At 73.1% G+C, this 25171-nt stretch carries 23 protein-coding genes; 16 read left to right on the forward strand and 7 right to left on the reverse strand.

Features of this window, described 5'->3' with window-relative positions; all coding sequences use genetic code 11:
* From ACE101_RS10360 to ACE101_RS10405, 10 genes are all read left to right on the forward strand, one after another.
* The gene (locus ACE101_RS10360) at positions 1 to 741 is read left to right on the forward strand and encodes an ABC transporter ATP-binding protein (RefSeq protein WP_379128793.1); all 741 of its coding nucleotides are present in this window, start codon (positions 1 to 3) and stop codon (positions 739 to 741) included.
* Positions 734 to 1435, forward strand: coding sequence for an ABC transporter ATP-binding protein (locus ACE101_RS10365; RefSeq protein WP_379128795.1), 702 nt, complete (start codon positions 734 to 736; stop codon positions 1433 to 1435). Before ACE101_RS10360 ends, ACE101_RS10365 begins: the two co-directional genes overlap by 8 nt.
* Before the next feature lie 85 nt (positions 1436 to 1520).
* Positions 1521 to 2396: an isocitrate lyase/PEP mutase family protein gene (locus ACE101_RS10370; protein ID WP_379128797.1), complete on the forward strand. Its 876-nt coding sequence runs from the start codon at positions 1521 to 1523 to the stop codon at positions 2394 to 2396.
* Positions 2393 to 4105, forward strand: coding sequence for a hydantoinase B/oxoprolinase family protein (locus ACE101_RS10375; RefSeq protein WP_379128800.1), 1713 nt, complete (start codon positions 2393 to 2395; stop codon positions 4103 to 4105). Before ACE101_RS10370 ends, ACE101_RS10375 begins: the two co-directional genes overlap by 4 nt.
* Entirely contained in the window at positions 4102 to 6171 is a 2070-nt protein-coding gene (locus ACE101_RS10380; RefSeq protein WP_379128803.1) for a hydantoinase/oxoprolinase family protein, read from the forward strand. Before ACE101_RS10375 ends, ACE101_RS10380 begins: the two co-directional genes overlap by 4 nt.
* Entirely contained in the window at positions 6168 to 6776 is a 609-nt protein-coding gene (locus ACE101_RS10385) for a cysteine hydrolase family protein (protein ID WP_379128805.1), read from the forward strand. The genes ACE101_RS10380 and ACE101_RS10385 overlap by 4 nt, the downstream gene beginning before the upstream one ends.
* Positions 6773 to 8170 (forward strand): FAD-dependent oxidoreductase, encoded by a 1398-nt coding sequence (locus ACE101_RS10390; RefSeq protein WP_379128807.1) that lies wholly within the window; start codon positions 6773 to 6775, stop codon positions 8168 to 8170. Before ACE101_RS10385 ends, ACE101_RS10390 begins: the two co-directional genes overlap by 4 nt.
* 41 nt (positions 8171 to 8211) lie before the next feature.
* The gene (leuC, locus tag ACE101_RS10395; RefSeq protein WP_379128809.1) at positions 8212 to 9618 is read left to right on the forward strand and encodes a 3-isopropylmalate dehydratase large subunit; all 1407 of its coding nucleotides are present in this window, start codon (positions 8212 to 8214) and stop codon (positions 9616 to 9618) included.
* Between the two features lies 1 nt (position 9619).
* Positions 9620 to 10222, forward strand: coding sequence for a 3-isopropylmalate dehydratase small subunit (gene leuD, locus ACE101_RS10400; protein WP_379128811.1), 603 nt, complete (start codon positions 9620 to 9622; stop codon positions 10220 to 10222).
* Between the two features lie 171 nt (positions 10223 to 10393).
* On the forward strand, positions 10394 to 11602 hold the full coding sequence (locus ACE101_RS10405; RefSeq protein ID WP_379138586.1) for a DUF2252 family protein: 1209 nt from the start codon (positions 10394 to 10396) through the stop codon (positions 11600 to 11602).
* A 112-nt stretch (positions 11603 to 11714) separates the two neighbouring features.
* Here ACE101_RS10405 and ACE101_RS10410 read toward each other — a convergent pair whose 3' ends face one another.
* The gene (locus tag ACE101_RS10410; protein WP_379128813.1) at positions 11715 to 12419 is read right to left on the reverse strand and encodes a GntR family transcriptional regulator; all 705 of its coding nucleotides are present in this window, start codon (positions 12417 to 12419) and stop codon (positions 11715 to 11717) included.
* 160 nt (positions 12420 to 12579) lie between these two features.
* Between ACE101_RS10410 and ACE101_RS10415 the strand changes: the two genes are divergently transcribed.
* From ACE101_RS10415 to glyA, 3 genes are all read left to right on the forward strand, one after another.
* Positions 12580 to 13878 carry an MFS transporter gene (locus tag ACE101_RS10415; RefSeq protein ID WP_379128815.1) on the forward strand — a complete coding sequence of 433 codons (1299 nt, stop codon included), beginning with the start codon at positions 12580 to 12582 and terminating at the stop codon, positions 13876 to 13878.
* Between the two features lie 31 nt (positions 13879 to 13909).
* Positions 13910 to 14986, forward strand: coding sequence for a tartrate dehydrogenase (locus ACE101_RS10420; protein WP_379128818.1), 1077 nt, complete (start codon positions 13910 to 13912; stop codon positions 14984 to 14986).
* 483 nt (positions 14987 to 15469) lie between these two features.
* The gene (glyA, locus tag ACE101_RS10425) at positions 15470 to 16738 is read left to right on the forward strand and encodes a serine hydroxymethyltransferase (protein ID WP_379128821.1); all 1269 of its coding nucleotides are present in this window, start codon (positions 15470 to 15472) and stop codon (positions 16736 to 16738) included.
* Between the two features lie 85 nt (positions 16739 to 16823).
* Here the strand turns inward: glyA and ACE101_RS10430 are convergent, their stop codons facing one another.
* Together ACE101_RS10430 and ACE101_RS10435 are read right to left on the reverse strand one after the other, a co-directional pair.
* The gene (locus tag ACE101_RS10430; protein WP_379128823.1) at positions 16824 to 17732 is read right to left on the reverse strand and encodes a LysR family transcriptional regulator; all 909 of its coding nucleotides are present in this window, start codon (positions 17730 to 17732) and stop codon (positions 16824 to 16826) included.
* Positions 17733 to 17881: 149 nt separating this feature from the next.
* The gene (locus ACE101_RS10435) at positions 17882 to 18580 is read right to left on the reverse strand and encodes a spermidine synthase (protein WP_379128826.1); all 699 of its coding nucleotides are present in this window, start codon (positions 18578 to 18580) and stop codon (positions 17882 to 17884) included.
* A 180-nt stretch (positions 18581 to 18760) separates the two neighbouring features.
* On the opposite strand from ACE101_RS10435, the gene ACE101_RS10440 reads away from it, so the two are divergent.
* Entirely contained in the window at positions 18761 to 18967 is a 207-nt protein-coding gene (locus ACE101_RS10440) for a hypothetical protein (RefSeq protein ID WP_379128828.1), read from the forward strand.
* 68 nt (positions 18968 to 19035) lie between these two features.
* Here ACE101_RS10440 and ACE101_RS10445 read toward each other — a convergent pair whose 3' ends face one another.
* Complete coding sequence (locus tag ACE101_RS10445) at positions 19036 to 19311, reverse strand: DUF6894 family protein (RefSeq protein WP_379128830.1); 276 nt, start codon at positions 19309 to 19311, stop codon at positions 19036 to 19038.
* A 756-nt stretch (positions 19312 to 20067) separates the two neighbouring features.
* On the opposite strand from ACE101_RS10445, the gene ACE101_RS10450 reads away from it, so the two are divergent.
* Both ACE101_RS10450 and ACE101_RS10455 read left to right on the forward strand, forming a co-directional pair.
* On the forward strand, positions 20068 to 20319 hold the full coding sequence (locus ACE101_RS10450; protein ID WP_379128833.1) for a hypothetical protein: 252 nt from the start codon (positions 20068 to 20070) through the stop codon (positions 20317 to 20319).
* Between the two features lie 123 nt (positions 20320 to 20442).
* Positions 20443 to 21225, forward strand: a complete 783-nt coding sequence (locus tag ACE101_RS10455) for a 2-keto-4-pentenoate hydratase (RefSeq protein WP_379128835.1) — start codon at positions 20443 to 20445, stop codon at positions 21223 to 21225.
* On the opposite strand, the gene ACE101_RS10460 is transcribed toward ACE101_RS10455, so the two are convergent.
* Genes ACE101_RS10460 through ACE101_RS10470 form a run of 3 tightly spaced genes read right to left on the reverse strand, consistent with a single transcriptional unit; the run spans position 21212 to position 25162 of the window.
* Entirely contained in the window at positions 21212 to 21676 is a 465-nt protein-coding gene (locus tag ACE101_RS10460) for a PTS sugar transporter subunit IIA (RefSeq protein WP_379128837.1), read from the reverse strand. The two genes, ACE101_RS10455 and ACE101_RS10460, sit on opposite strands and share 14 nt — an antisense overlap.
* A 43-nt stretch (positions 21677 to 21719) precedes the next feature.
* Positions 21720 to 22445: a response regulator transcription factor gene (locus ACE101_RS10465; RefSeq protein ID WP_379128840.1), complete on the reverse strand. Its 726-nt coding sequence runs from the start codon at positions 22443 to 22445 to the stop codon at positions 21720 to 21722.
* Positions 22442 to 25162: an ATP-binding protein gene (locus ACE101_RS10470; RefSeq protein WP_379128842.1), complete on the reverse strand. Its 2721-nt coding sequence runs from the start codon at positions 25160 to 25162 to the stop codon at positions 22442 to 22444. The genes ACE101_RS10465 and ACE101_RS10470 overlap by 4 nt, the downstream gene beginning before the upstream one ends.
* Positions 25163 to 25171 lie beyond the last annotated feature (9 nt).

Genomic DNA, 25171 nt, shown 5'->3' on the forward strand with positions numbered 1-25171 from the left:
ATGCTCGCGGTCGAGGCCGTCACCAAGCGCTTCTCCGGGCTCGTCGCCGTGCGCGAGGCCTCCCTGTCCGTCCCCGCCGGGACGATCACCGGGCTGATCGGCCCCAACGGTGCCGGCAAGACGACGCTCTTCGCGATGATCTCCGGCTTCCAGGCGCCGAGCGCCGGCCGGATCCTGTTCGAGGGCACCGACATCACGGGCGAGGCGCCGGACCGGCGGGCGCGCCGCGGCATCGCGCGCACCTTCCAGATCGTGCAGCCCTTCGCGGGCCTCACCGTCTGCGAGAACATCGCGGTCGGCGCCTATCTGCGGCATCCGCGCCGCGCCGAGGCCCTCGCCCGGGCGCGGGCGGTCGGGACCCGGGTCGGCCTCGGCGACTGGCTCGACGCGCCGGCCGCGACCCTCACGGTGGCCGGGCGCAAGCGCCTGGAGGTCGCCCGCGCGCTCGCCACCGAGCCGCGGCTCCTCCTGCTCGACGAGGTGCTGGCCGGCCTCAACCCGTCGGAGATCCGCGACATCCTGCCGGTGATCCGCGCCATCCGCGACGAGGGCGTCACCATCCTGATGATCGAGCACATCATGCAGGCGGTGATGAGCCTGTGCGAGACCGTGCACGTCCTCGCCGAGGGCCGCATCGTCGCGGCCGGGGCGCCCCAGGCGGTCTGCCGCGACCCGCGCGTGATCGAGGCCTATCTCGGCAAGGGCGCGGCGGCCCGGATGCAGGAGGCCGCCGATGCTTGAGGTGCGCGGCCTTCGCGCCGGCTACGGGGGCACCGAGGTGCTGCGCGGCGTCGACCTCGACGTCGGCCCCGGCGAGATCGTGGCGGTGCTCGGCGCCAACGGCGTCGGCAAGACCACCCTCAACAAGGCCCTGTCGGGGATCGTCCCCCCGGCGGCGGGCGAGATCCGCTTCGAGGGCCGGCCGATCACCGCGGCCGCACCCGACGCCATCGTGGCGGCCGGCCTGATCCACGTGCCGGAGGGCCGCAAGATCTTCCCGAACCTCAGCGTGCACGAGAACCTCGTGCTCGGCAGCTACCGGCGCGGCCGGGCGCGGCGGGCGGCGAACCTGGAGCGGGTCTTCTCCACCTTCCCGCGCCTCAGGGAGCGCCGCGCGCAGGGGGCGGGCACGCTCTCGGGCGGCGAGCAGCAGATGCTCGCCATCGGCCGCGGGCTGATGGCGGAGCCGCGCCTCCTCATCCTCGACGAGCCCTCGCTCGGCCTCTCGCCGCTCCTCGTCGAGGAGATGTTCGGCCTCATCCAGCGCCTCAACCGGGAGGGACTGCCGATCATGCTGGTGGAGCAGAACGTGGTGCAGTCGCTCGACCTCGCGACCCGCGCCTACATCCTGGAGAACGGCAGCGTCGCCCTCTCGGGCGAGGCCCGCCGCCTCGCCGCCGACCCGGCCCTGCGCCGGGCCTATCTGGGGCTGTGAGGATGTCCTCTCCCGCGAAGGAGCCCCCCGCTTTTCGCCGGCCGGCCCCGACGAGGCCGGGCCCGATTCAGACAGGTTTCGCGTCATGTCCCTGAAAACCCGCCTCGCCGAGGACCGCGTCCTCGTCGCCCCGGGCGTCTTCGACGCCCTCACGGCCTCGATCGCGACCGATGCGGGCTTCGAGGCCCTGTATCTGTCGGGGGCCGCCATCGCCTATACGCGGCTCGGCCGGCCCGATATCGGCCTCGTCTCGATGAGCGAGGTCGCCGAGACGATCGCGCTGGTGCGCGACCGGGTGGCGACACCCCTCGTGGTCGATGCCGACAACGGCTACGGCAACGCCCTCAACGTCCAGCGCACCGTGCGGCTGTTCGAGCGGGCGGGCGCCGCGGCGATCCAGCTCGAGGACCAGAGCTACCCGAAGCGCTGCGGCCACCTGCAGGACAAGGCGCTGATCGGCGCGCAGGCGATGGCGGGCAAGATCCGCGCCGCCCTCGACGCGCGCCGCAGCCCCGACACGCTGATCATCGCCCGCACCGACGCGGTCGCCGTGGAGGGGTTCGAGCGGGCCCTCGACCGGGCGCGGCTCTACGCCGAGGCCGGGGCCGACCTGCTGTTCGTCGAGGCGCCGCGCTCCCGCGACCAGCTCGCCGCCGTCACCCGGGCGCTCGGGGCCACGCGCCCCCTGATGGCCAACATGGTCGAGGGCGGCGACACCCCGCTCGCCGAGGCGGACGATCTCGGCCGCCTCGGCTTCCGGCTCGTCATCTTCCCGGGCGGCATCGTGCGGGCCCTCGCGCGCACCGCGCAGGCCTACTACGCCTCGCTGCGCGCGGCCGGCACCACGGCGCCCTTCCGCGACCGGATGTTCGACTTCACCGAACTCAACGCCCTCATCGGAACGCCCGAGATGCTGGCACGCGGCCAAGCCTACGCCGCCGACGGGGAGGATGCCGCGTGAGCCCGATCGACCCCGTCACCCTCGCGGTCCTCAAGGGCCGCCTGGAGCAGATCGCGGACGAGATGGACGCGACGCTCTACCGCTCGGCCTTCAACCCGATCATCGCGGAGGCGCGGGACGCCTGCCACGGCCTCTACCACGCCGAGACCGGCGACACCCTGGTGCAGGGCACCAAGGGCCTGCCGATCTTCGTCGGCGCCATGGCCTTCGCGGTGAAGGCCGTGATCGCCAAGGTCGCGCGGGAGGGCGGCCTCGATCCGGGCGACGTGTTCCTGTTCAACGACCCCTATGACGGCGGCACGCATCTCAACGATTTCCGGCTGGTGCGCCCGGTCTTCCGCCAGGGGCGCCTGTTCTGCTGGCTCGCCTCGGTGGGCCACTGGCTCGACATCGGCGGCAACGTGCCGGGGGGCTACAACCCCAAGGCCACGGAGAGCTTCCAGGAGGGCGTGCGGATCCCGCCCGTGAAGCTCGTCGTGGCGGGCCGCCTCAACCAGGACCTGATCGACATCCTCTCCGCCAATTCGCGGGTGCCGGCCTCGAACTGGGGCGACCTCAACGGGCAGCTCAACGCCCTCGATCTCGGCCAGCGCCGCTTCGAGGCGCTGCTCGACGAGGTCGGCGAGGCGACCGTGGCGGCGGCCTTCGAGGCCTTCTCGGACCGGGCCGAGGCGCTGATGCGCGCCGCCATCCGCGCCCTGCCGGACGGGCGCTACGCCTTCGCGGACGTGCTCGACAACGACGGCATCGTCGACGAGCCGCTGACCATCGCCCTCGATCTCACGATCGAGGGCGACCGCATGAGCCTCGACTTCTCGCGCTCCTCGGCCCCGGCGCGCGGGCCGGTCAACATCGCGCGGGCGACCACGGTCGCGGCCTGCTACGTGGCGCTCAAGCACGTCTTCACCGACGTGCCGGCCAATGCGGGCTGCCTGCGGCCGATCGCCTTCACCATCCCCGACACCACGCTGCTGGGCGCCACGGCGCCCAAGCCCGTGGCGGGCTACACCGAGACCATCCTGCGCCTGATCGGCGTGGTGTTCGCCGCCCTGGCCGAGGCCGATCCGGACCGCGCCACCGCGGGGCCCTTCGGCACCATCAACGCCCTCTCGCTCGCCGGCCACCGGCCGGACGGCAGCCGCTTCGTGATGTTCTCCTTCTTCGGCGGCGGCCTTGGCGGCAGCCCGGCCTCGGACGGCCTGAGCCACGCCAACAACCCGATCTCCACCGCGACGATCCCGCCGGTGGAGATCCTGGAGGCGGCCTATCCGGTCCTGTTCACCCAATGGGCCCTGCGCCCCGACAGCGCCGGGGCCGGGCGGCACCGGGGCGGGCTCGGGGCGGTCTACGAGATCGAGGCGCTGACGGAGACGGACGTGTTCCTGCTCGGCGAGCGCGGCAAGGCCGCGCCCTTCGGCGTCGCGGGCGGAGGCCCCGCCGCCCTCAACCGCTTCGCATGGCAGACGGAAACCGGCTGGGAGAGCCCGCCCATGGTCTCGAAGGTCACCGACGTCCGGCTGAGGCCCGGCCAGAGGCTGCGCCTGGAGACGCCCGGCGGGGGTGGCTGGGGCCCCCCGGCCGAGCGCGATCCCGAGGCGCTGCGGCGGGACCTGCGCCTCGGCTACGTCACGGAGGCGGGATGGCGCGACGGCGTCGCACGGCAGACGGAGCCGCGCGATGCCGTCATCGCGCCGGAGGCCTCCCGATGAGCGGGCATCCCCGCGCCGTCGTCGGCGTCGATGTCGGCGGCACCTTCACGGACCTGTTCCTGTACGACGAGGCGGCGCGCCGCTTCCGCACCGCCAAGGTGCCGTCGAACCGGGGCGACGAGGCGGTGGGCTTCCTCGCCGGCCTGCGGGGCTTCGGCCCGGTGGCGGATCTCGCCTCGGTGGTGCACGGCACCACGGTCGGCACCAACGCGCTCCTGGAGCGGAAGGGGGCCCGCGTCGGCCTCATCACCACGAGGGGCTTCCGCGACGTGCTGGAGATGCGCCGCCGCGACCGGCGCCACACCTGGGGCCTGTGGGGCGATTTCGTGCCCGTGGTCGAGCGCGACCTGCGCGCCGAGGTGGACGAGCGCACCCTCGCGGACGGGAGCATCCGCACGCCCGTCGATCCGGACGAGGTGGCGGCGGTCGCCCGCGCCCTCCTGGACCAGGGCGCCGAGGCCCTCGCGATCTGCTTCGTCAACGCCTACGCCAACCCGCGGAACGAGCGCGCCGCCCTGGCCGCCGCCGCCGCGATCTGGCCGAACGGGGACCTCGCCTGCTCGTCGGGCATCCTGCCGGAGATCCGCGAGTTCGAGCGCACCTCCACCACGGTGCTCAACGCCTACCTGCAACCCGTGGTCGGCCGCTATCTGGAGAAGCTCGACGCGGCCCTCGCCGCGGACGGCTTTGCCGGCCGCTTCCACATCGTGCAGTCGAACGGCGGGGTGATGTCCACCGACACCGCCCGCCGCCTGCCGGTGCGCACCGCCCTGTCGGGACCGGCGGCGGGCGTGATCGCCGCCGCGGCCATCGCCGGGGCGGCGGGCTTCCCGAACGTGATCACGGGCGATCTCGGCGGCACCTCCTTCGACGTCTCCCTCGTGGTCGCGGGCGAGACCGCGCTCGCGGCCCAGACCACGATCGATTTCGGCCTCGTGATCCGCACGCCGATGATCGAGATCTCGACCATCGGGGCGGGGGGCGGCTCGATCGCCGCGGTCGATGCGGGCGGCCTGCTGCAGGTGGGACCCGAGAGTGCGGGCTCGCGGCCCGGCCCGGTCTGCTACGGCCAGGGCAACACCCGCCCGACCCTCACCGACGCCAACGTCGTGCTCGGCCGCATCAACGCGCGGCAGCCGATCGGCGGCGCGCTCAAGGCCCTCGACGTGGAGGCGGCCCGGGCGGCGATCCGGCGCCACGTGGGCGAGCCCCTCGGCCTCGACGTGATGGCGGCGGCCGAGGCGATCGTGCGGGTCGCGGACGCAAGGATGGCGGGCGCCATCCGCCTCGTCTCGATCGAGCGCGGGCACGACCCCTCGCACTTCGCCGCGGTGCCGTTCGGCGGCGGCGGGGCCCTGCATGTGGGCGCGCTCATCAAGGATGTCGGGCTCAAGGGCGCCCTGGTGCCGCGCTTCCCCGGCGTGACCTCGGCCCTCGGCTGCGTCATCGCCGATATCCGGCACGATCAGGTGCAGACGCTCAACCTCGCCCTCGACGGGCTCGACGCCGAGGCCCTCGACCGGCGCATGGTGGCGGAGGCGGAGGCCGCCCGCGCGGTGGTCGAGGAGGCCGGCCTCACGGTGGAGCGCATCGACGTGCTGTTCGAACTCGACATGCACTATGTCGGCCAGACCCACACGGTGGCGGTGCCGCTCTCCGTGGCGGTGCGCGACGGGGGCACCGGCGTCACGGCGGCGCTCATCGCCGAGGCCTTCGAGGCCGCCTACCGCACCTCCTTCAGCCGGCTGCTACCGGGGGTGCCGGCCCGGATCGTCAACCTGCGCACCGCCGCGATCGGGCGCCGGCCGCCTTTCGACCTCGCCGCCCTCGCGCCCGGCCCCGAGGCCTCCCTGGAGGCGGCCCGGCTCGGCACGCGCCCGGTCTGGTTCGCCGGAGGCTGGCACGAGGCCGCGATCCATGCCCGCCTGCTCCTGCCGGTCGGGGCCGAGATCCCGGGCCCGGCGGTGCTGGAGCAGCCGGACGCCACCACCGTGATCGACCCCGACCTCGTCGCGCGGGTCGACCGCCTCGGCAACGTGATCGTGCAGCGGAGGGACGCGGCATGACGGCTTCCATCCCGGTCGCGCGCACCGCGCTGCTGATCTGCGACCTGCAGAACGACTTCCTGCACCCGGACGGCGCCTATGGCCGCGCCGGCCGGGCCGCCCCGGAGATCGCGGCGATCCCCGAACGGGTGAAGCCCCTCGCCGACCTGCTGCGGGCCAAGGGCGGCTGGATCGTCTCGACCCACTTCACCCTGGTGCCGGGCAAGGGCGGCGAGCCGATCATCGCGCCGCATCTGCGGGAATTGCGGCCCTTCCTCGCCCGCGGGGACTTCCTGCCGGGGACCTGGGGCCACGCCCTGGTGGACGCGTTGCAGCCCGCCGACCTCTCGGTCGAGAAGGTCGCCTACTCGGCCTTCTACATGACCCGGCTCGAATGGGTGCTGCGCAAGGCCGGGATCGAGCGGCTCCTCGTCGCCGGCATCGTGACGAATGGCGGCGTCGCCTCGACGGTGCGCGACGCCCATGTGCGCGAGTTCTCCGTGACGCTGATCGAGGATGCCTGCGCGGCCTTCTCTCCCGAGGTCCACGCCACCGCCGTCGCGGCGCTCCGGCCGGTCTGCCGGGTGGTCCGGGTGGCGGATCTGCTGACCGAGCTCGGCCGGTGAGGATCGCCCCGCCCGAGGCGGCGCGCTTCGGCGCCGCGGTGCCGGTGGCGGTGATCGGCGCGGGCGCGGCGGGCCTCGTCGCCGCCCTCTCCGCGCAGGAGGCGGGCGCCGAGGTGCTGGTGATCGAGCGCGACCCCGTCCCGCGCGGCTCGACGGCCCTGTCGGCGGGGCTGATCCCGGCGCCTGGCACCTGCTGGCAGCGCGAGGCCGGCATCGCCGACACGCCCGGGGCCTTCGCGGCCGACATCCTCGCCAAGGCCGGGGGCGAGCCGGATCCCGACCTCGTGCGCCTCCTTGCCGGCTGCATCGGCCCGACGCTGGCGTGGCTCGCCGAGGCGCACGGCCTGCCCTTCTCGCTCGTCACCGATTTCCGCTATCCGGGCCATTCGGCGAACCGGATGCACGGCCTGCCCTCCCGCTCCGGCGAGGAACTGATCGACCGCCTGCGCGGGGCCGCCGAGGGCGCCGGCATCCCGATCCTGTGCGAGGCCCGGGCCGACACGTTGTTCGCGGAGGCGGACGGGACCGTGCGCGGCCTCGGCTTGACCCGGCCGGACGGCAGCCGCGAGGAGGTCGCCTGCGATGCCCTCGTGCTCGCCTGCAACGGCTATGGCGGCAACCGGGCGCTCGTCGCCGCGCACGTGCCGGACCTCGCCGGGGCCTTGTATTTCGGGCATCCGGGCAATCAGGGCGACGCGCTCCTCTGGGGCGAGGCGCTCGGGGCCGCGACGCGCCATCTCGGCGGCCACCAGGGGCACGGCTCGGTGGCCCATCCGCACGGGATCCTGATCACCTGGGCCACCATCACGGAGGGCGGGTTCCAGGTGAGCCTCGAGGGCCGGCGCTTCTCCGACGAGAGCCGCGGCTATTCCGAGCAGGCCGCCGCGGTGCTGCGCCAGCCGGACGGGGTGGCCTGGACGGTGTTCGACGCCCGCATCGCCGGCATCGCCCGCCAGTTCGAGGATTTCCGGCGGGCCGAGGCGGCCGGCGCGATCGTGGCGGCCGAGAGCGTGGCGGATCTCGCCGGGCGCCTGCGCGTGCCGGAGGCGGCGCTCGCCGCGACGCTCGCCGAGGTCGAGGCGCTGAAGCGGCTGGGCGGCACCGACGCCGTGGGGCGCTCGTTCTCGGGCGTCGCGCCCCTGACCGCGCCCTACCGGGCGGTGCGGGTCACGGGCGCGCTGTTCCACACCCAGGGCGGCCTCGTCGTCGACGGCGAGGGCCGGGTCCGGCGGCGCGGCGGCGGCGCCTTCCCGAACCTGTTCGCGGCGGGGGGCGCGGCCTGCGGCGTGTCGGGATCGGGGGCGGCGGGCTATCTTTCCGGCAACGGCCTCCTCGCCGCCTTCGGCCTCGGGCGCATCGCCGGCATTGCGGCGGGCGCGCAGGCCGCCGGCTGAGCGAACCCCATCTCCACGAGGATAGGCCCGAGGACGGATCCATGACGCCATCCCCCCGTACCCTCTTCGACAAGGTCTGGGACGCGCACGTCATGGCGACCCGGTCGGACGGGCAGGCCCTGCTCGCCATCGACCGGCACCTCCTGCACGAGGGCTCGTTCCACGCCTTCGGGATGATCGACCATGCGGGGCGCCGCGTGCGCCGGCCCGACCTCACCGTCGCGATCGCCGACCATTACGTGCCCTCGCGCGGGCGCGACCGGCCGATCCCCGACCCGGAGATCGCCGCGATGGTCTCCGGCCTCGCCGAGAACGCGCGCCGCCACGGCATCCGGCATTTCGGCCTCGACGACCCGGGCCAGGGCATCGTCCACGTCCTCGCCCCCGAGCAGGGGCTGACGCTGCCGGGCCTCACCGTCGTGTGCGGCGATTCCCACACCTCGACGCACGGCGCCTTCGGAGCGCTCGGCTTCGGCATCGGCGCGACCGAGGTCGCCCACGTGCTCGCCACCCAGGCCCTCTGGCAGCGCCGCCCGAAGACGCTGCGGGTGGGCATCGACGGGCGGCTCGGCCCCCACGTCGCCGCCAAGGACGTGATCCTCGCCATCATCGGGCGGATCGGGGCGGGGGGCGCGGTCGGCCACGTGCTCGAATATGCCGGCAGCGCGATCCGCGGCCTCTCGATGGAGGGCCGGCTGACGATCTGCAACATGTCGATCGAGGCGGGCGCCCGCGCCGGCATGATCGCGCCCGACGAGACCACCTTCGCCTTCCTCGAAGGCCGCCCCTTCGCGCCGAAGGGCGATCTTTTCGCCCGCGCCGTCGCCGCCTGGCGGACCCTGCCGAGCGATCCGGGCGCGCGCTTCGACCGCGAGGAGATCCTCGACGCGCAGGCCATCGCCCCGGCCGTGACCTGGGGCACCAGCCCCGAGACGGCGGTGCCGGTCACCGCCCGGGTGCCCGATCCCGCCGGGGAGCCCGAGGCGGGCCGCGCCGCGCAGATGCGCGCGATGCTCGACTACATGGGGCTCTCCCCCGGCACGCCCCTCGAGGCGGTGGCGATCGACCGGGTGTTCATCGGCTCCTGCACCAATTCGCGCATCGAGGATCTGCGGGCGGCGGCCGGCGTGCTGCGGGGCCGGCGCGCCGCCGTGCCGGGCCTCGTGGTGCCGGGATCCGGCCCGGTGCGCCGCCAGGCCGAGGCCGAGGGGCTCGACGCGGTGTTCCGGGCGGCGGGCCTCGAATGGGGCGAGCCGGGCTGCTCGATGTGCGTCGGCATCAACGGCGACCTCGTGCCGCCGGGCGAGCGCTGCGCCTCGACCACCAACCGCAACTTCCCGGGCCGCCAGGGGCCCAATGCCCGCACCCATCTGATGAGCCCGGCCATGGTGGCGGCCGCCGCCGTCGCCGGCCGCCTGACCGACGTGCGCCGCTTCGGGGAGCCCTGAGATGCAGCCCTTCACCACGGTGACCGCCGTCGCGGTGCCCCTGTCCGCCGCCAATATCGACACCGACCAGATCCTGCCCGCGCGCTTCCTCAAGAAGCCGCGCAGCGCCGGCTATGGCGGCTTCCTGTTCCACGACGAGCGCCGCCGGAGCGCCGCCTTCCCGCTCGACGCGCCGGCCTCCCGGGGGGCCGGGATCCTGGTGGCCGACCGCAATTTCGGCTGCGGCTCCTCGCGGGAAGGGGCGGTCTACGCCCTGGTCGATGGCGGGATCCGCTGCGTGATCGCTCCGAGCTTCGGCGACATCTTCGCGTCGAACGCGGCCAAGAACGGGCTCCTCACGGTCACGCTGCCGGAGGCGATCGTGGCGGCGCTGCGGGCCAGCCTCGCCGCCGCGCCGGGGACCGCCCTCACGGTCGATCTGCCGGCCGAGACCGTGACCGGCCCGGATGGCGGCGTCATCCGCTTCGCCATCGATCCGTTCCGCAAGCGCTGCCTCGTCGAGGGCCTGGACGACATCGACCTCACCCTCGAACACGCGGAGGCGATCGCCGCCTACGAGGCGAGGGCCGAGCGCGAGACGCCCTGGCGGCAGCCGGCGGCGTGACGCCCCGCCGCGGCCGCGGCCGTTCCTCGCGGCTCGCTACGCACCAGCCGCCGCCGTAATCCCCTCAGGGACGATCGGCCGCGCTTCGCCGGGCGGGGTTCGGGCGTTGATGCCCGCCGGGGCGGCCGGAAGCGGCCGCGTCAGCCGGCAGCGATCGGACGAAGGCTCATGATGGGTGCGAACGGGAACCTGGACCGGGATGCGCGCAAGGCGGTGCTGGAGCGGCAGCGGACCCTCAAGATGGCGAAATCGGCCCACGCCTATGTCCGCGGCAACACCCTGAAGTTCTACGAGTGGCTGGACGGCCTCGCGCGCGGCTCCCTGCCCGAGGGGCCGCCGGTCTGGATCTGCGGCGACTGTCATCTCGGCAATCTCGGCCCCCTCGCCGATGCGGACGGGCGGGTCGACATCCAGATCCGGGATCTCGACCAGACGGTCGTGGGCAACCCGACGCACGACCTCGTTCGCCTCGGGCTCTCCCTCGCGAGTGCCGCGCGCGGCTCAAACCTGCCCGGCGTCGTCACCGCCCGGATGCTGGAGGAGATGCTGCGCGGCTACGCTCTCGGCCTCGGCGTGCCGGAGGCGAACGAGCCCCCGCCGGAGCCGGACGTGGTCCGCACCATCCGCCGCCGGGCCCTCGGCCGGCATTGGAAGCACCTCGCCCGCGAGCGCCTGAACGACATCGAGCCGTCGATCCCCCTCGGCCGCCGGTTCTGGGCGCTCGACGACGAGGAGCGCGCCGCTATCGGCCGCCTGTTCGAGGAGGAGGGCGTGCGCAGCCTCGTGCTGGCGCTCAACGGCCGCGGCGAGCGGGCCGCGGCGCGTCTCGTCGATGCCGCCTACTGGATGAAGGGGTGCAGTTCGCTGGGCTTCCTGCGCTACGCGGCGCTCCTGCGCATTACCGAGCCCGACCGCAAGGGCCGCTTGGCGCTCGTCGACCTCAAGGAGGCGGTGGCGGCCGCGGCCCCCGCCGCGCCGGGCGCGGCGATGCCCGCGGACCCGGCCGAGCGGGTCGTCGCCGGCGCCCGGGCCCTCTCGCCGAATCTCGGCGAGCGCATGCTGCCGGTGCGCCTCCTCGGCAAGCCGGTGGTCATGCGCGAGCTGCTCCCGCAGGACCTCAAGCTCGACGTCGACCAGTTCAGCCGCCAGGAGGCGGTCCAGGCGGCGCATTACCTCGCCTTCGTGGTCGGCCAGGCGCATGGGCGGCAGATGGACGAGCCGTCGCGCGCGGCGTGGCGGCGCGAGGTCACGCGGCGGGACCGGCACGGCGCCGAGGGCGCTCCCTCCTGGCTCTGGTCGAGCGTCGTCCACCTCGCCGGCTGGCACGAGGTCGGCTACCTGGAGCATTGCCGCCTCTACGCGGATACCGAGGCCGCCTGACCGGCCCTCATACGGTTTCCGGAAGATCACTTTCGGAAACCGTATCACGAGCCCGCGCGGCGCCTGAGCGAGGCCGGTTTCCGCATCGCGAAGCGATCATCCGGAAACCGTATCAGAGGTGCCGGAGCCCGAAATCCTCGAGGAGCGGCAGCAGGGCGTCGCGGGCGCGGATGCGATGCTGGCGCGCGTGATGGTGCGCGCCCGCCGGATCGGCGTCGCGGATCGCCGCGATGATGCTCTTGTGCTCCGCCACCGAGGCGTCGAGCTCCCGCCTGAGCTTGAGGGTCAGCATCCGGGCCCGGTGCGACTGGTCGTTGATGGTCTGCATGATCCGGATCATGCGGCGGTTGCCGGCCTGCTCCACGAGGATGCGGTGGAAGACCTCGTCCGCCCTGCCCCAGGCCGGGAGATCGCCGCGCTCCTGCGCCTGGGCCATCGCGTCGGTCTCCGCCGCGAGGAGCGCCGCGACGCGCCCCCGCTCGGCCTCCGGCAGCGCGGCCAGGATCTCGGCCGCGCGGCCCTCGATCGCGACGATCACGTCGTAGATCTCGCGCAGGTCCCCGGGCGCGATGGCGCAGATCAGGATGCCGCGCCGGGGCAGCACCCGCACGAGGCCGTCCTCCTGCAGGCGGATGGCCGCCTCGTGCACGGGGGTGCGGCTCATGCCGAGCCGCAGGGCGATCTCCTGCTCCGACGCCTGGTAGCCCGGGGCGAATTCGGAGTTCCGGATCGCCTCCTTCATGGCCGCGTAGGCGTCGTCGACCAGCGAGGGCCGCCGCTCGCCGTCCTGGTCCCGCACCGGCTTCGTCCGCGTCATCGCTCCCGCCTCCCCGGACAGGCTTACGCGATCGCGCATCTTGCATGCAAGCTGAGATGGATGGGTTGACAGCCTCCTCCCGCCGCGCGTAAGCAATACCAACTTGCATGGAAGCTGGCGCGAAAGCTGGCGCATCTGCAGGCGGTTCACGGAGGAAACGATGGACGGCTCGCTCGAGCAGGCCACCATGCGCCGCGTCGCGTGGCGCCTGGTCCCCTTTATCTGCCTTCTCTACTTCATCGCCTTCATCGACCGCGTGAACATCGGCTTCGCGGCCCTGACGATGAACAAGGATCTCGGCTTCTCGTCGGCCGTGTTCGGTTTCGGGGCCGGGGTGTTCTTCTTCGGTTACTTCCTGTTCGAGGTGCCCTCGAACATCATCCTCGAGAAGGTCGGCGCGCGTCTCTGGATCGCCCGCGTGATGATCACCTGGGGCATCATCTCGGGCGCCTTCGCCTTCATCACGGGTGAGACGAGCTTCTACATCCTGCGGTTCCTGCTCGGCGCGGCGGAGGCGGGGTTCTTTCCCGGCATCATTCTCTACCTGAGCTACTGGTTCCCGGCCCGCTACCGCGCCGGTGTCGTCTCGCTGTTCATGGCGGCGGCGCCGATCTCGGTGGTGCTCGGCTCGCCGATCTCCAGTGCCCTGCTCGAGATGGACGGGATCCTGGGCCTCAAGGGCTGGCAGTGGATGTTCATCATCGAAGCCATCCCGGCGGTCGTGCTCGGCGTCGTCGTGCTGTTCTACATGACCGACCGCCCCGAGAAGGCGAAGTGGCTGCCGGACGACCAGCGGGACTGGCTCGTCGCGCAGATGAGCGAGGAGCGCGCCCTCAAGCAGCCGACCGCCAAGCACGGCCTCGTGAGCGGGCTCGCCGACATCCGCGTGCTGGCGCTCGCGCTCGTCTATTTCGGCACCTCGGCCGGCCTCTACACGCTCGGCATCTGGGCGCCGCAGATCATCAAGAGCTTCGGCCTGTCCACGATGACGGTCGGCCTCCTCAACGCCGTGCCGCCGACCATCGCGGTGATCGCGATGATCTGGTGGGCGCGCCATTCCGACAGGACGGGCGAACGCACCTGGCACGTGGTCATCGCCTGTCTCGCCGCCGCCGTGGGGCTGGTGCTGGCCGGCGGCGCGTCCTCGGTCGCTGCGGTGATCGCCGCGCTCAGCCTCGTCAATGTCGGGATCAGCGCGGCCAAGCCGCCGCTCTGGGCCATGCCGACGATGTTCCTGTCCGGCTCGGCCGCGGCGGTGGGCATCGCCACGATCAACTCGGTCGGCAATCTCGGCGGCTTCGTCGGCCCCTGGATGATCGGCTGGATCAAGGACCGCACGGGCGGCTTCACCGGCGGCCTGATCGTCGTGGCCGCGCTGCTCGTCCTGTCCGCCGTCGTCAGCCTCGTCGTCGCCCGCTCGGGGCGGCGCGCCGAGGATGGACGCGCCGTCGCGCGCTGAACCACCGCCCTCGTTCTCACGGAGACCCGTCATGAAGACCTACACCATCGCCGCCATCCCGGGCGACGGCATCGGCAAGGAAGTCATCGCCGCCGGCATCGAGGTGCTGAACGTCCTCGCCGAGCGGGACGGCCGCTTCCGCTTCGCCTTCGATCACTTCGATTGGGGCTCGGACTACTACAAGCAGCACGGCGTGATGATGCCGGAGGACGGGCGCGATCAGATCAGGAACCACGACGCGATCTACTTCGGCGCCGTGGGCGCGCCCGACGTGCCCGACCACATCACCCTGTGGGGCCTGCGGCTCGCGATCTGTCAGCCCTTCGACCAATACGCCAACGTGCGCCCGACCCGGGTTCTGCCCGGCATCACCAGCCCGCTGCGCCACGTCTCGGGCCCGGAACTGGACTGGGTGATCGTGCGCGAGAACTCGGAGGGCGAGTATGCGGGCGTCGGCGGCCGGGTCCATCGCGGGCTGCCCGAGGAGGTGGCCACCGACGTCTCGATGATGACGCGCACGGGCGTCGCGCGGATCATCCGCTACGCCTTCCAGCTGGCGCAGTCGCGTCCGCGCAAGCTGCTCACGGTGGTCACCAAGTCCAACGCCCAGCGCCACGCCATGGTGATGTGGGACGAGATCGCCGCCGAGGTCGCGGCCGAATTCCCCGACGTGACCTGGGACAAGATGCTGGTCGACGCCATGACCATGCGCATGGTGATGAAGCCGGCCACGCTCGACACCATCGTCGCCACCAACCTGCATGCCGACATCCTGTCGGATCTCGCCGCGGCGCTCGCCGGCTCGCTCGGCATCGCGCCGACCGCGAACATCAACCCGGAGCGCCGATTCCCCTCGATGTTCGAGCCGATCCACGGCTCGGCCTTCGACATCACCGGCATGGGCATCGCCAACCCGGTCGCGACCTTCTGGACCGCCTGCCAGATGCTGGAGCACCTCGGCGAGCCGGCCGCGGCCGAGCGCCTGATGCGGGCGGTCGAGCGGGTCACCGCCGATCCGAACCTGCACACGCCGGATCTCGGCGGGACCGCGACGACCCGGCAGGTCACCGACGCCGTCATCGCGGCGATCCGGGGCGACAACGCGTGAGGCCGCGCCCACGCGGCGGATATCCTCACGGTTTTTGCGCTGCGAGGGCTTGCGTTGTGCGGCGCAGCATGCGAAAACGTTTTCAGTGCCGGCGCGATGGCGTCGCGGCGGTGCTTGCCCTCTTTGGGCGTTTCCTCCCTAGACTTCGGGCCGCTCGCAAGAGCGGCCTTTTTCTTGGCCCCGTCCGCGGCCGCCCCCGGGGCGCGAGCGCGTCGGAAGCGGCCGCCCGCAGGCGGGCGCTGGCCTCCGCGATCGCACAGTTTTGCTCAAGTATCATTGCAGTATAATTAAGTTGACCTAATGCGCGATGGCCTTAACGTTGGCGGCGACCACGCGGCGTCTGCGTCCGGTTCCCAGGACGGACGGTGATGTCGTCGCAGGATCGCCGCCCGTGTCCGAGGGCCGGATAAGTCACCCTGCCGCCCATCGCGCGGCCGCAGCGATGGAAGTGGTCCAGTCCGGACGGATCGAAGAAGGGATCTCATGTCCATCCTCCACGACGGATACTTCACGCAGGGCCTCGACGCCGATCCCGAACTCGCGGCGGCGATCCGCGGCGAACTCGCCCGGCAGCAGGACGGCATCGAGCTGATCGCTTCCGAGAACATCGTCTCGAAGCTCGTGCTCGAGGCGCAGGGCTCGGTGATGACCAACAAGACCGTCGAGGGCTTCGCCTATGCCCGCTACTACGGCGGCGCGCAGTTCGCGGACGCGGTCGAGGCGCTCGCCATCGCGCGCGCCAAGGCGCTGTTCGGCTGCCGCTTCGTCAACGTGCAGGCCCATTCCGGATCGAACGCGAATAACGGCGTCTTCCTCGGCCTGCTGAAGCCCGGCGACACCATCCTGTCGATGAAGACCGCCGCGGGCGGGCACATCAGCCACGGCCACCCGGCGACGCTGACGGGGCGCGACTACGCCATCGTCCATTACGGCGTCAGCCGCGAGACCGAGCGGGTCGATCTCGACGAGGTCCGCGCCCTCGCCCGCGCGCACCGGCCGCGGATGATCGTCGCGGGCGGCTCGGCCTATGCCTGGACGCTCGATTTCGCCGGATTCCGGGCCGTCGCCGACGAGGTGGGCGCCTACCTCATGGTCGACATGGCGCATTTCGCCGGCCTGGTGGCGGCGGGCCTCTACCCGCACCCGTTCCCGCATGCCCACGTGGTGACGACGACGACGAACAAGTCGCTGCGCGGCGCGCGCGGCGCGATGGCCCTGTGGAACGACGAGGCTTTGAGCGACGGCATCAACTACGGCATCTTCCCGGGCGTGCAGGGCTCCGTGATGCTGCACATCGTGGCCGCCAAGGCGGCCTGCTTCGGCGAGGCCCTGAAGCCGGAATTCAAGGCCTACAACGCGGCCGCGCTCGAGAACGCGCAGGCCCTTGCCGAGACCCTCGCCGGGCGGGGCATGCGGCTGGTGGCCGGAGGGACGAATACCAGCCTGATGCTGGTCGACCTCGTGAACCAGGGCGTGACGGGCGACATCGCCGCGACGGCCCTGGAGGCGGCCGGGATCGCCGTCAACAAGAACCTGATCCCGTTCGACACCTGCCCGCCCGAGGCGCCCTCGGGCCTGCGGCTCTCCAGCAGCGCGGGCACCACGCGGGGCTTCGGCCCGGCCGAGTTCCGCCAGGTCGGCGACTGGATCGTCCGCGCCATCGCGGCGCGCGACGACGCGGCGGCGCTCGCCGCGATCCACGACGACGTCCGGGCGCTGTGCCGCCGCTTCCCGATCTACGACGCCGCCTGACGCATCCCCGTCGATCGACGGCCGGGAATCGGACGGCTCCCGGCCGGCGCAACCCCTCCGGTCGGAGCGACGGGCGTCGGCACGCTCACGCAGGCCCTCCGATCGCGCCCGCCCGCGCCGTCAGGTCGCTCACGAAGGCCCGGATGGCGGGGTTTCTCCCCTCCCCGGCCCGATACGCCACCGAGATGCTGCGCCGGATGGTTGGCCGGATCGCCTTGAAGACCAGGCCGTCGGCGCCGTTGCGCAGGTGCAGGCCCGGCTGGATCGAGATCGAGCACCCCGCGACGATCAGGGCCCGCACCACCTCGAAGCCGTGGCACTTGCCGTTGATGATCGGCTCGAAGCCCGCCTGCCGGCAGGCCCGCACGATCACGCCCGAGTAATCGTCGATGCTGGTATCGAGCGCGAAGCGCTGGTCGCTCAGTTCCGGCAGGGTGACGAAGGGGCGCTCCGCCAGCGGATGCGACGGCGGCATCAGCACGTAGAGGGTGTCGTCGAGGAGATGCACCATCTCGACGCTCGGCCCCGGCGGCATGGTCTCGGTGGTGAGATCGTCCACGATGGCGAGATCCGTCTGCCACGCCCGCAGGGCCGCCAGCCCCTCGGCGGGTTCGAGTTCGACGAAGGTGGTCCGCAAAGCCGGGTAGGCCGCGGCCATCGACACGATCGTCGGGGGGATCAGCGAGGCCGCCGCCGAGGGGAAGGCCGCGACCCGCAGCTCTCCGGCCACGATCCGCTTGAGTTCGGCGAGGTCCGTCTTCGCCTCCTCGACGATCGCGATGATGCGGCTGGCATGCTCGACGAGGCGCTCGCCGGCCGGCGTCAGCGAGACCCCGCGCCCCCTGCGCTCGACCAGCTCGATCCCGACCTCGGCTTCGAGGAGGGCGATCTGCTGCGACACCGCCGAGGGCGAGATCAGCAGCGCGTCGGCGACGGATGCCATCGTTTTCCGCAGTGACAGCTCACGCAAGGTGCGAAGACGCGCGAAATCCAAGGCCCGGCCCCCGTCTCTCTGCCCCTGTTGCCACGGCCATGCCGCGACACGGCGTTCTCGCGAATTCCGCCTCCGCTGCCGATGCCGAGCGCGCAGGTCTCGGGCGGCCCATCGGGCAGACCGGCGGCGAGGCCATGCGCGAGGGGTGCTCAGCCGGAGGCCGGCCATGCCCAGGCGTGGCCGTCCGCGCCCGTATGGGTGGCGAGCCAGAGGACGTGGCGGCGGCGGCCCGCACCGTCGACCGGGACCCGGACCTCCTCCACCGCGAAGCCGGCATTGCGCAAGCGCGCCTTGAACCGCCGATCCGGCCCGCCGGACCACACGCCCAGGATGCCGCCGGGGCGCAGGGCGTAGCGCGCGCGCTTCAGGCCCCAGCGGTCGTAGAGCCGGTCGTTCTCGCCCCGGGTCAGCCCCGCCGGCCCGTTGTCGACGTCGAGCAGGATGGCGTCGTAGCCGGACGGCGCCTGCTGGATGACGCGCTTCACGTCGGCCTCCCGCACCTCGACGCGGGGATCGTCGAGGATGCCGGCGAACAGGTGAGCCAGCGGCCCGCGCGCCCAGGCCACGACCGCGGGCACCAGCTCCGCCACCACGATCCGCGCATCCGGTCCGAGCGCCGCCAGCGCGGCGCGCAGGGTGAAGCCCATGCCGAGCCCGCCGATCAGGACCCTCGGCTGCGGGCGGTCCCGCAACCGGGCGCAGGCGAGGTCGGCGAGCGCCGCTTCCGAGACGCAGGAGCCGCTGTTCATCAGCTCGAGCGGGCCGACGCAGATCGTGAACGCCTCGCCCTGTTGCATCAGGCGCATCGGCTCGCGCTCGCCGGGGATGACGGCGGCGGCAACTTCCATCCATTGCGTCACGGAATCGGGGTCTCCAGGGGTCGTGCCGGGTGGCTGGCGGGCCGCGCGACGCGGCGGTCGGCCCGAGCCCACCATAGCGGGCCGCCCGAAGGGGGAAACCCGCCTCGCCGTCCATCGCGCGGGAGCGGCATTGGCCAGGGCGGCCGATCGTGCGATATGCTTCGCCCAATGAGCGACGACAACCTGCACCCTTACACGATCGAAGTTGCACCGCTTGCCAAGCCGAAAGGCTTCTTCGGCTGGTCGGTGCGCAAGCACGGCAAGCTGCTGGAGCGGTCGGACCGGCCGCACGAGAGCGAGGCCAAGGCCCATACCAGCGCGCTCGCCGCGGTGGAGCGGGCCTTCCGCGCCGGGACCGAGACGCGGCGGCGCTGAGCCGCCGGAGGGCGGGACGCGCCCTCGACCCCCGGACCCTCACCCCGCCGCGAGGCGCTCGCGGCGGCTCAATGCGCGGACGGGCGGCGTCGGCGCGGGGATTTCGGCGGCTCGGGCTCCAGCTCGGTGAAGGGCACCGTGAACAGCAGGCGGTGCGCCGCATCGGTGACCGAGAACCGGTAGCGGGCGAGCTGCGGATTGCGGGCGCAATCCTCATGGGACGTGAACCCGGCGCCGTGCTTGGCGACCGCCAGCGCCGCGGTGTCGTCCCGGCACTCCAGCCCCTGGAAATCCGCGCAGATCAGGCCTGATCCGGACTGCACGTCGAAGAAGTATCGTGGCATCGCGCGCTCCGCGTTTGCCTCCCCGCGATCCGCGGTCGTCGGGCGCCCCGGATCCCCCCTACCCTGCCCGCCTCGCACGCCCTTGTCACGCGGCAACCTGCGGTCCGCGCTCCTTCCGGGGACGATGGCCGGGCCTTCGCGACCCAGCACGCCGCGATGAGCTGGGCCGAGGCGCGGACGCGGCCGGCCCGATCACCCCGCCGCCGCCGCCCTGCGGTGGCGCGGGCCTGGGACCGGTGCGCTTCCTCTGCCGCATCTGCGGGGATGCGGCGCACGGCTTTCGCGGGCCGGGCGTCTGCGTGCTCAGGCTCGAGCGCCGCGGCCTGCGGGCCGCCTGCCGCTCCGGGGCTCGCCTGGATTCGGCGACGCTCTGCCCGGGCCTGCGCGGCCACCTCTCGCGGTCGATCGTCCCCACGCGCCTGCCGGACGACCCTCATCTCCCGCCTTTCGGATGCATCGGGCTGGCGGATCCCGACGCTTGAGAGCGCGAGGAGTGCCGAGCCCCCTGTGATACGGTTTCCGGAAGATCACTTTCGGAAACCGTATCACGAGCCCGCGCGGCGCCTGAGCGAGGCCGGTTTCCGCATCGCGAAGCGATCATCCGGAAACCGTATGATCCCCATCCGGCCCCCGGCGTGCCGCGATCTTCACGAGACACTTATGCGATCGGCTCGGCTCTCGCCTCGAACCCTTATGCGAAAGGGCACAGATTTCGGGCGCGGTCCTGCGAGGACCGTGCGAACCCCTCGACATCCCATGTCACCCTCCCTTCCCGTGTCACCCTCCCTTCAGCCGGCCGTCATCCACTCCGAGGCGCCGGCCGCCAGCCTCCCCCGCTTCATCATCGGCCAGGACCATCTCGGCCGCTGGGTCGCCATCGAGACGCACGGGCTCGCCGGCGGCCTGTTCCGCAGCCGGAAGGACGCCGTCCACTACGCCGCCGAGGTGACCGGCGGCCGGCCCGGCGCCGTCGCCTTCCCGGCAGAGCGGATCGAATTCCGGGTGTAGGATGCAGGGTGACCGGCGGAGCGGCCCCGGCGGCCGCCCCGCCGGTGCGCGGGGCCGGAGCCGTCATCCGCGCGCCGAGCCATCAGGCCCCGAGCCATGAGGCCCCGAACCATGAGGGATCCGATGCCGCTCGCGCCTTCCGAGACGGAGATGCTGGGCCTCGCTCTGGCGGAGGCCCGCCGCACCGGGCAGGTCAGCGCCCTGCCCGAGCTGGGGCGCCTGTCCGACCCCGACGACGCCGACGCCGTGCTGGCGGCGGCCCTGCGCCATCATGGCGGCGGCCTCGCCGGCTACGCGCTCGCCGCGACGAGCCCGCTCAGCGCCAGGCTCCTGTGCAGCGAGCAGCCCGTTGCCGCCCCGCTCCTGCGGGAGGCGCTCCTGGAGGACGGCGCGACCCTGCGCCTGCCCCAGGGCGTCATCGGCGTCGGCGCCGGCTTCCTGATGCGGCTCGGGCGGCCCTTCCCGGAGGATGGCGAGGCGATCACCGGGGAGCACGCCGCCTCGGCCTGCGTCTCCTGCCACCTCGACCTGCACCTCCTCGGCCGGCGGGTTCCGAACGGCACGCCGCTCAACGCCTGGGCCGCCGTCGCCGATTTCGGCCTCGACGTGGCGCATGTCCGCGGTCCCCGCGTCACCGCCTGGGACGAGGGCCTCCTGCGCGAGGCGGCCGTGTCGCTGCGCGTCGACGGCCACGAACTCGCCCGCGGGCGCGGCTGCGACACTCTCGGATCGCCGCTCGCTGCCGTGGCGTGGCTCGCCCGCCGCCTCGCCGAGCGGGATCTCGGCCTCGATGCCGGGGACGTCGTCGCCACCGGCACCTGCACGGGTCTCACCCAGGTCCTGCCCGGCCAGACGGTTTCGGCCGAGTACGGGCCGCTGGGCCGCGTCGCGCTCACGCTCGCGTGAGGGCCCCGGCCGCGCAGGCCACGGCGTAGAGACCCTGCGCGTCGCGGCAGGCGCGCAGGGCGTTCGCCACCTGCGGGTCGCGCAGCCGGCGGGCGGCGCAGGCCAGGGCGTTCCGATGCGCGCCCTGCGCCTCCGTGGGGAGCAGCAGCAGGCAGACGAGGTCGACCGGCCCGTCATCCACCGCCTCGTAGTCGATGGGCGCCCGCAGGGTCGCGAGCAGGCCGAAGGGCCGTGCGAGCCCGGCGAAGCGGGCATGCGGCAGCGCGACGCCGGCCCCGACCCCGGTCGAGCCCAGGGCCTCCCGCTTCACCAGCGCCGACAGGATCGCGGCGCCCCCGAGCCCGGCGGCGGAGGCGGCGCGCCGGGCCAGCTCCGCCAGCAGGGCGTGCTTGCGACGGGCGCGCAGGCCCGCCACCACGCGGTCGGGGGACAGGAGGTCGTCGAGCATCATGGCAGGCGGCCGGGGCGGGCGCTGGGAAGGCGGGGCACGACCGTCACTCCGGGCCGGTGCCGGCCCGCCGCGCGAGGGGGCCGGGATCGTCGTCGGCCACCCGCAGGCGGTAGCCCACGCCGGTCTCGGTGAGCAGGATGCGCGGCCGCTCGGGATCGGCCTCGAGCTTCTGGCGCAGCTGGCGCATGTAGACCCGCAGGTATTGCGGATCGGACGAGACGCAGACCTCGCTCATGAGCTGGGCATGGGTCATCGCCTTGCCGGCATGCTGCACCAGCACGCGGAGGAAGTCGTATTCCCGGCCGGTCAGCTTCACCTCGACCCCGTTGACCCGCACGATCCGGCGGACGAGGTCGACGCTGAGGCCGTCCACCACGAACACGGCCCGCTCGCCGCGCTGGGCGAGCTGATGGCGCAGGGCCGTGCGGATGCGCGCGAGCAGCTCGCCCATGCCGAAGGGCTTGGTGACGTAGTCGTCCGCCCCGAGATCGAGGGCCTCGACCTTGCCGGTCTCGTCCGTACGGCTCGACAGGACCACCACCGGCAGGTCGCGGTGGCTCTCGCGGATGCGGCGCAGGAGGTCGTGGCCGCGCATGTCCGGCAGGCCGAGATCGAGGAGGACGAGGGCGACGCGCTCCCGATCGAGCCCATCGAGGGCGGCGCGGCCGTTCGGCGCTTCCAGCACCGCGTAGCCCTGGGTCTCGAGGCCCGTGCGCAGCAGCTTGCGGATCGGCGGCTCGTCGTCGACGACGAGGATCTGGATGCTCATGCGGCGATGTCCGATGCGCCGCGGTCCGGGGCCGGCACCGGCAGCGACAGGGTGAAGACGGCGCCCATGCGATCGGTGCGGTTGGCGGCCGTGAGCGTGCCGCCCATCGCCTCGATGAAACCGCGGGCGATGGACAGCCCGAGCCCCGTTCCGGCCCGGACCCGGTCGCCCTTGCGGACGCGGTGGAACTTGTCGAAGACCCGCTCCACCTCGTCCTCGGGCAGTCCCTCGCCCTCGTCGAGCACCTGCAGCCGGACGCGGCGGCCCTCCCGCCGTCCGCGGATGGTCACGGTCGATCCCGCGGGGGCGTATTTCGCGGCGTTGTCGAGGAGGTTGACCAGCACCTGCTCGAACAGGACGGGGTCGAGGCGGAGCAGCGGCAGGTCGTCCGGCAGGTCGAGCACGGTGCGATGGCCGGACAGGACCGTCTCGGTGCGGCGCAGGGCGGTGCCGACCGTCTCGCCGACATCCTGCGGCGCGAGGTTCGGCACCACCGCGCCGGCCTCCAGCCGCGTCATGTCGAGCAGGTTGGCGATGAAGCGGTTGAGCCGCTCGGATTCCTCGATGATGGTGGCCAGGAGCTCGCCCTTGGCCGGCGGCGTCAGGGCCTGGTCGAGGTCGCGCAGGGTCGTGGCGGCGCCGAGCACCGAGGCGAGCGGCGTGCGCAGGTCGTGGCTGATCGAGGTGAGGAGCGCCTGGCGCAGGCGGTCGGTCTCGGCGGCGCGCTCGGCCCGGTCGAGATCCTCCACGAGGCGCACGCGCTCGATGGCGAGGGCCCCCATGTCGGCGAGGGCGTCGAGGAGCCGCCGCCCTTCGGGGGTGAGGATCGGGCCTTTGCCGTCCGCGTCGAGCCCGATCACCCCGATCGTGCCGCGGCCGGTGCGCATCGGCAGGAACAGCCGGCGCGCGCCCGGCAGGGTGTCGGCTCCCCGGCCGGCCGCCCGGTCGTTGTCGAAGGCCCATTTGGCGGCGGCCACGTCGGCCTCGTCGAGCCTGTCCTCCGGCGGGTAGCCGGCCTGCACGCCGAGACCCTCCCGGTCCGGCAGGAGCAGCACGACGCGCACCCGCAGCATGGCCGCCACCTGGGCGCAGGTCGCCCAGAGCACGTCGTCCAGGGTGCCGCAGCCGGCGAGCTTGCGCGAGAAGCCGTAGAGGCGCTCGGTGGAGCGGGCGCGGGCCTGCGACACGGCGGCCACCTGCTGGGCGCGGGCGGCGAGGTTCGACACCAGCACCGCCACCAGGGTGAACAGCACGAAGGCCGCCACGTTGGTCGGATCGGCGATGGTGAGGGTGTAGACCGGCGGCAGGAAGAAGAAGTTGTAGGAGAGCGAGGCGGCGACGACCGCGAGCAGCGAGGGGCCGAGTCCGGCGCGCACCGCCACCGCGACCACCGAGGAGAGCAGGAACAGGTCGGCGTTCTCGATGCCGAAGTAAGGCTGTCCCACGAGCGCCACCCCGAGGGATGCCGCCACCGCGAGCAGGGCGGCGAGGTAGGCCCGCGGGCTCCAGGCCGGCGTGGCCGGCGCCGTGGCCGTGGTCTTGCGCGGCACGGCGGCCGTCTCGACGGCCTCCCCCGCCACCACGTGCACGCTGATGGGCCCGCTGCGACGCAGGAGGTCGTGCACCACCGAGCCGTGCATCAGCTCGAACAGCCGCGAGCGCTGCGACTTGCCGAGGACGATGTGGTTGACGTTGGCCGAGCGGGCATAGGCCAGGACGTCGTCGGCGATCCGCCGCCCGCCCGGGATGGTGACGGCGTCGCCCCCGAGCCGGTCGGCGAGCCGCAGCGTGTCGGCGATGCGGTCGCGCTCGGCCTCGCTCAGGGACAGGCTGCGCGGCCCCTCGACGGCGAGCGCGGTCCAGGGCGCGTGCAGCCGGTCGGCGAGGCGCTTGGCGGTGCGCACGAGCCCGGCGGAGCGCGGATCCTCGCTCACGCAGACCAGCACGCGCTCGCCCGCGCCCCAGGGCCCCGCGATGGCGTTCGCCCGCATGTGGCTGAGGAGTTCGTCGTCGACCCGGTCGGCGGTGCGGCGGAGCGCCAGCTCGCGCAGGGCCGTCAGGTTGCCGCGCGAGAAGTAGTGCCGCAGCGCCCGCTCGGCATTGTGCGGCACGTAGACCTTGCCGTCCTTGAGCCGCTGGATCAGGTCGTCCGGGTTGAGATCCACCACCTCGATGTCGTCGGCTTGGTCGAGGACCGAATCCGGCACCGTCTCCCGCACCCGGATGCGGGTGATCGAGGCCACCACGTCGTTGAGGCTCTCGACGTGCTGGATGTTGAGGGTGGTGAGCACGTCGATGCCGGCATCGAGCAGCTCCTCCACGTCCTGGTAGCGCTTCGGGTGGCGCGAGCCCGGCGCGTTGGTGTGGGCGAGTTCGTCGACGAGCGCCACGGCCGGCTTCCGGGCGAGGAGAGCGTCGAGGTCCATCTCCTCGAGAACGGTGCCGTGATACGGCACGCGGCGGCGCGGGATCGCCGCGAAGCCGTCGAGCAGGGCCTCCGTCTCGGCGCGGCCATGGGTCTCGACCACCCCCACCACCACGTCCGCGCCCGCCCGCTGCCGGGCGCGGCCGATGGTGAGCATCTCGTAGGTCTTGCCGACCCCGGGCGCCGCCCCGAGGAAGACCTTGAGCCGCCCGCGCCGGCCTTCCTCCCGGCGGGCGGCGGCGAGCAGCGCGTCGGGCGAGGGACGGGGCGGGTCGCGGGTCGGCTCCGGCATGACGACGGC

This window comes from Methylobacterium carpenticola, from assembly GCF_042748905.1.
GTDB classification, from domain to species: domain Bacteria; phylum Pseudomonadota; class Alphaproteobacteria; order Rhizobiales; family Beijerinckiaceae; genus Methylobacterium; species Methylobacterium carpenticola.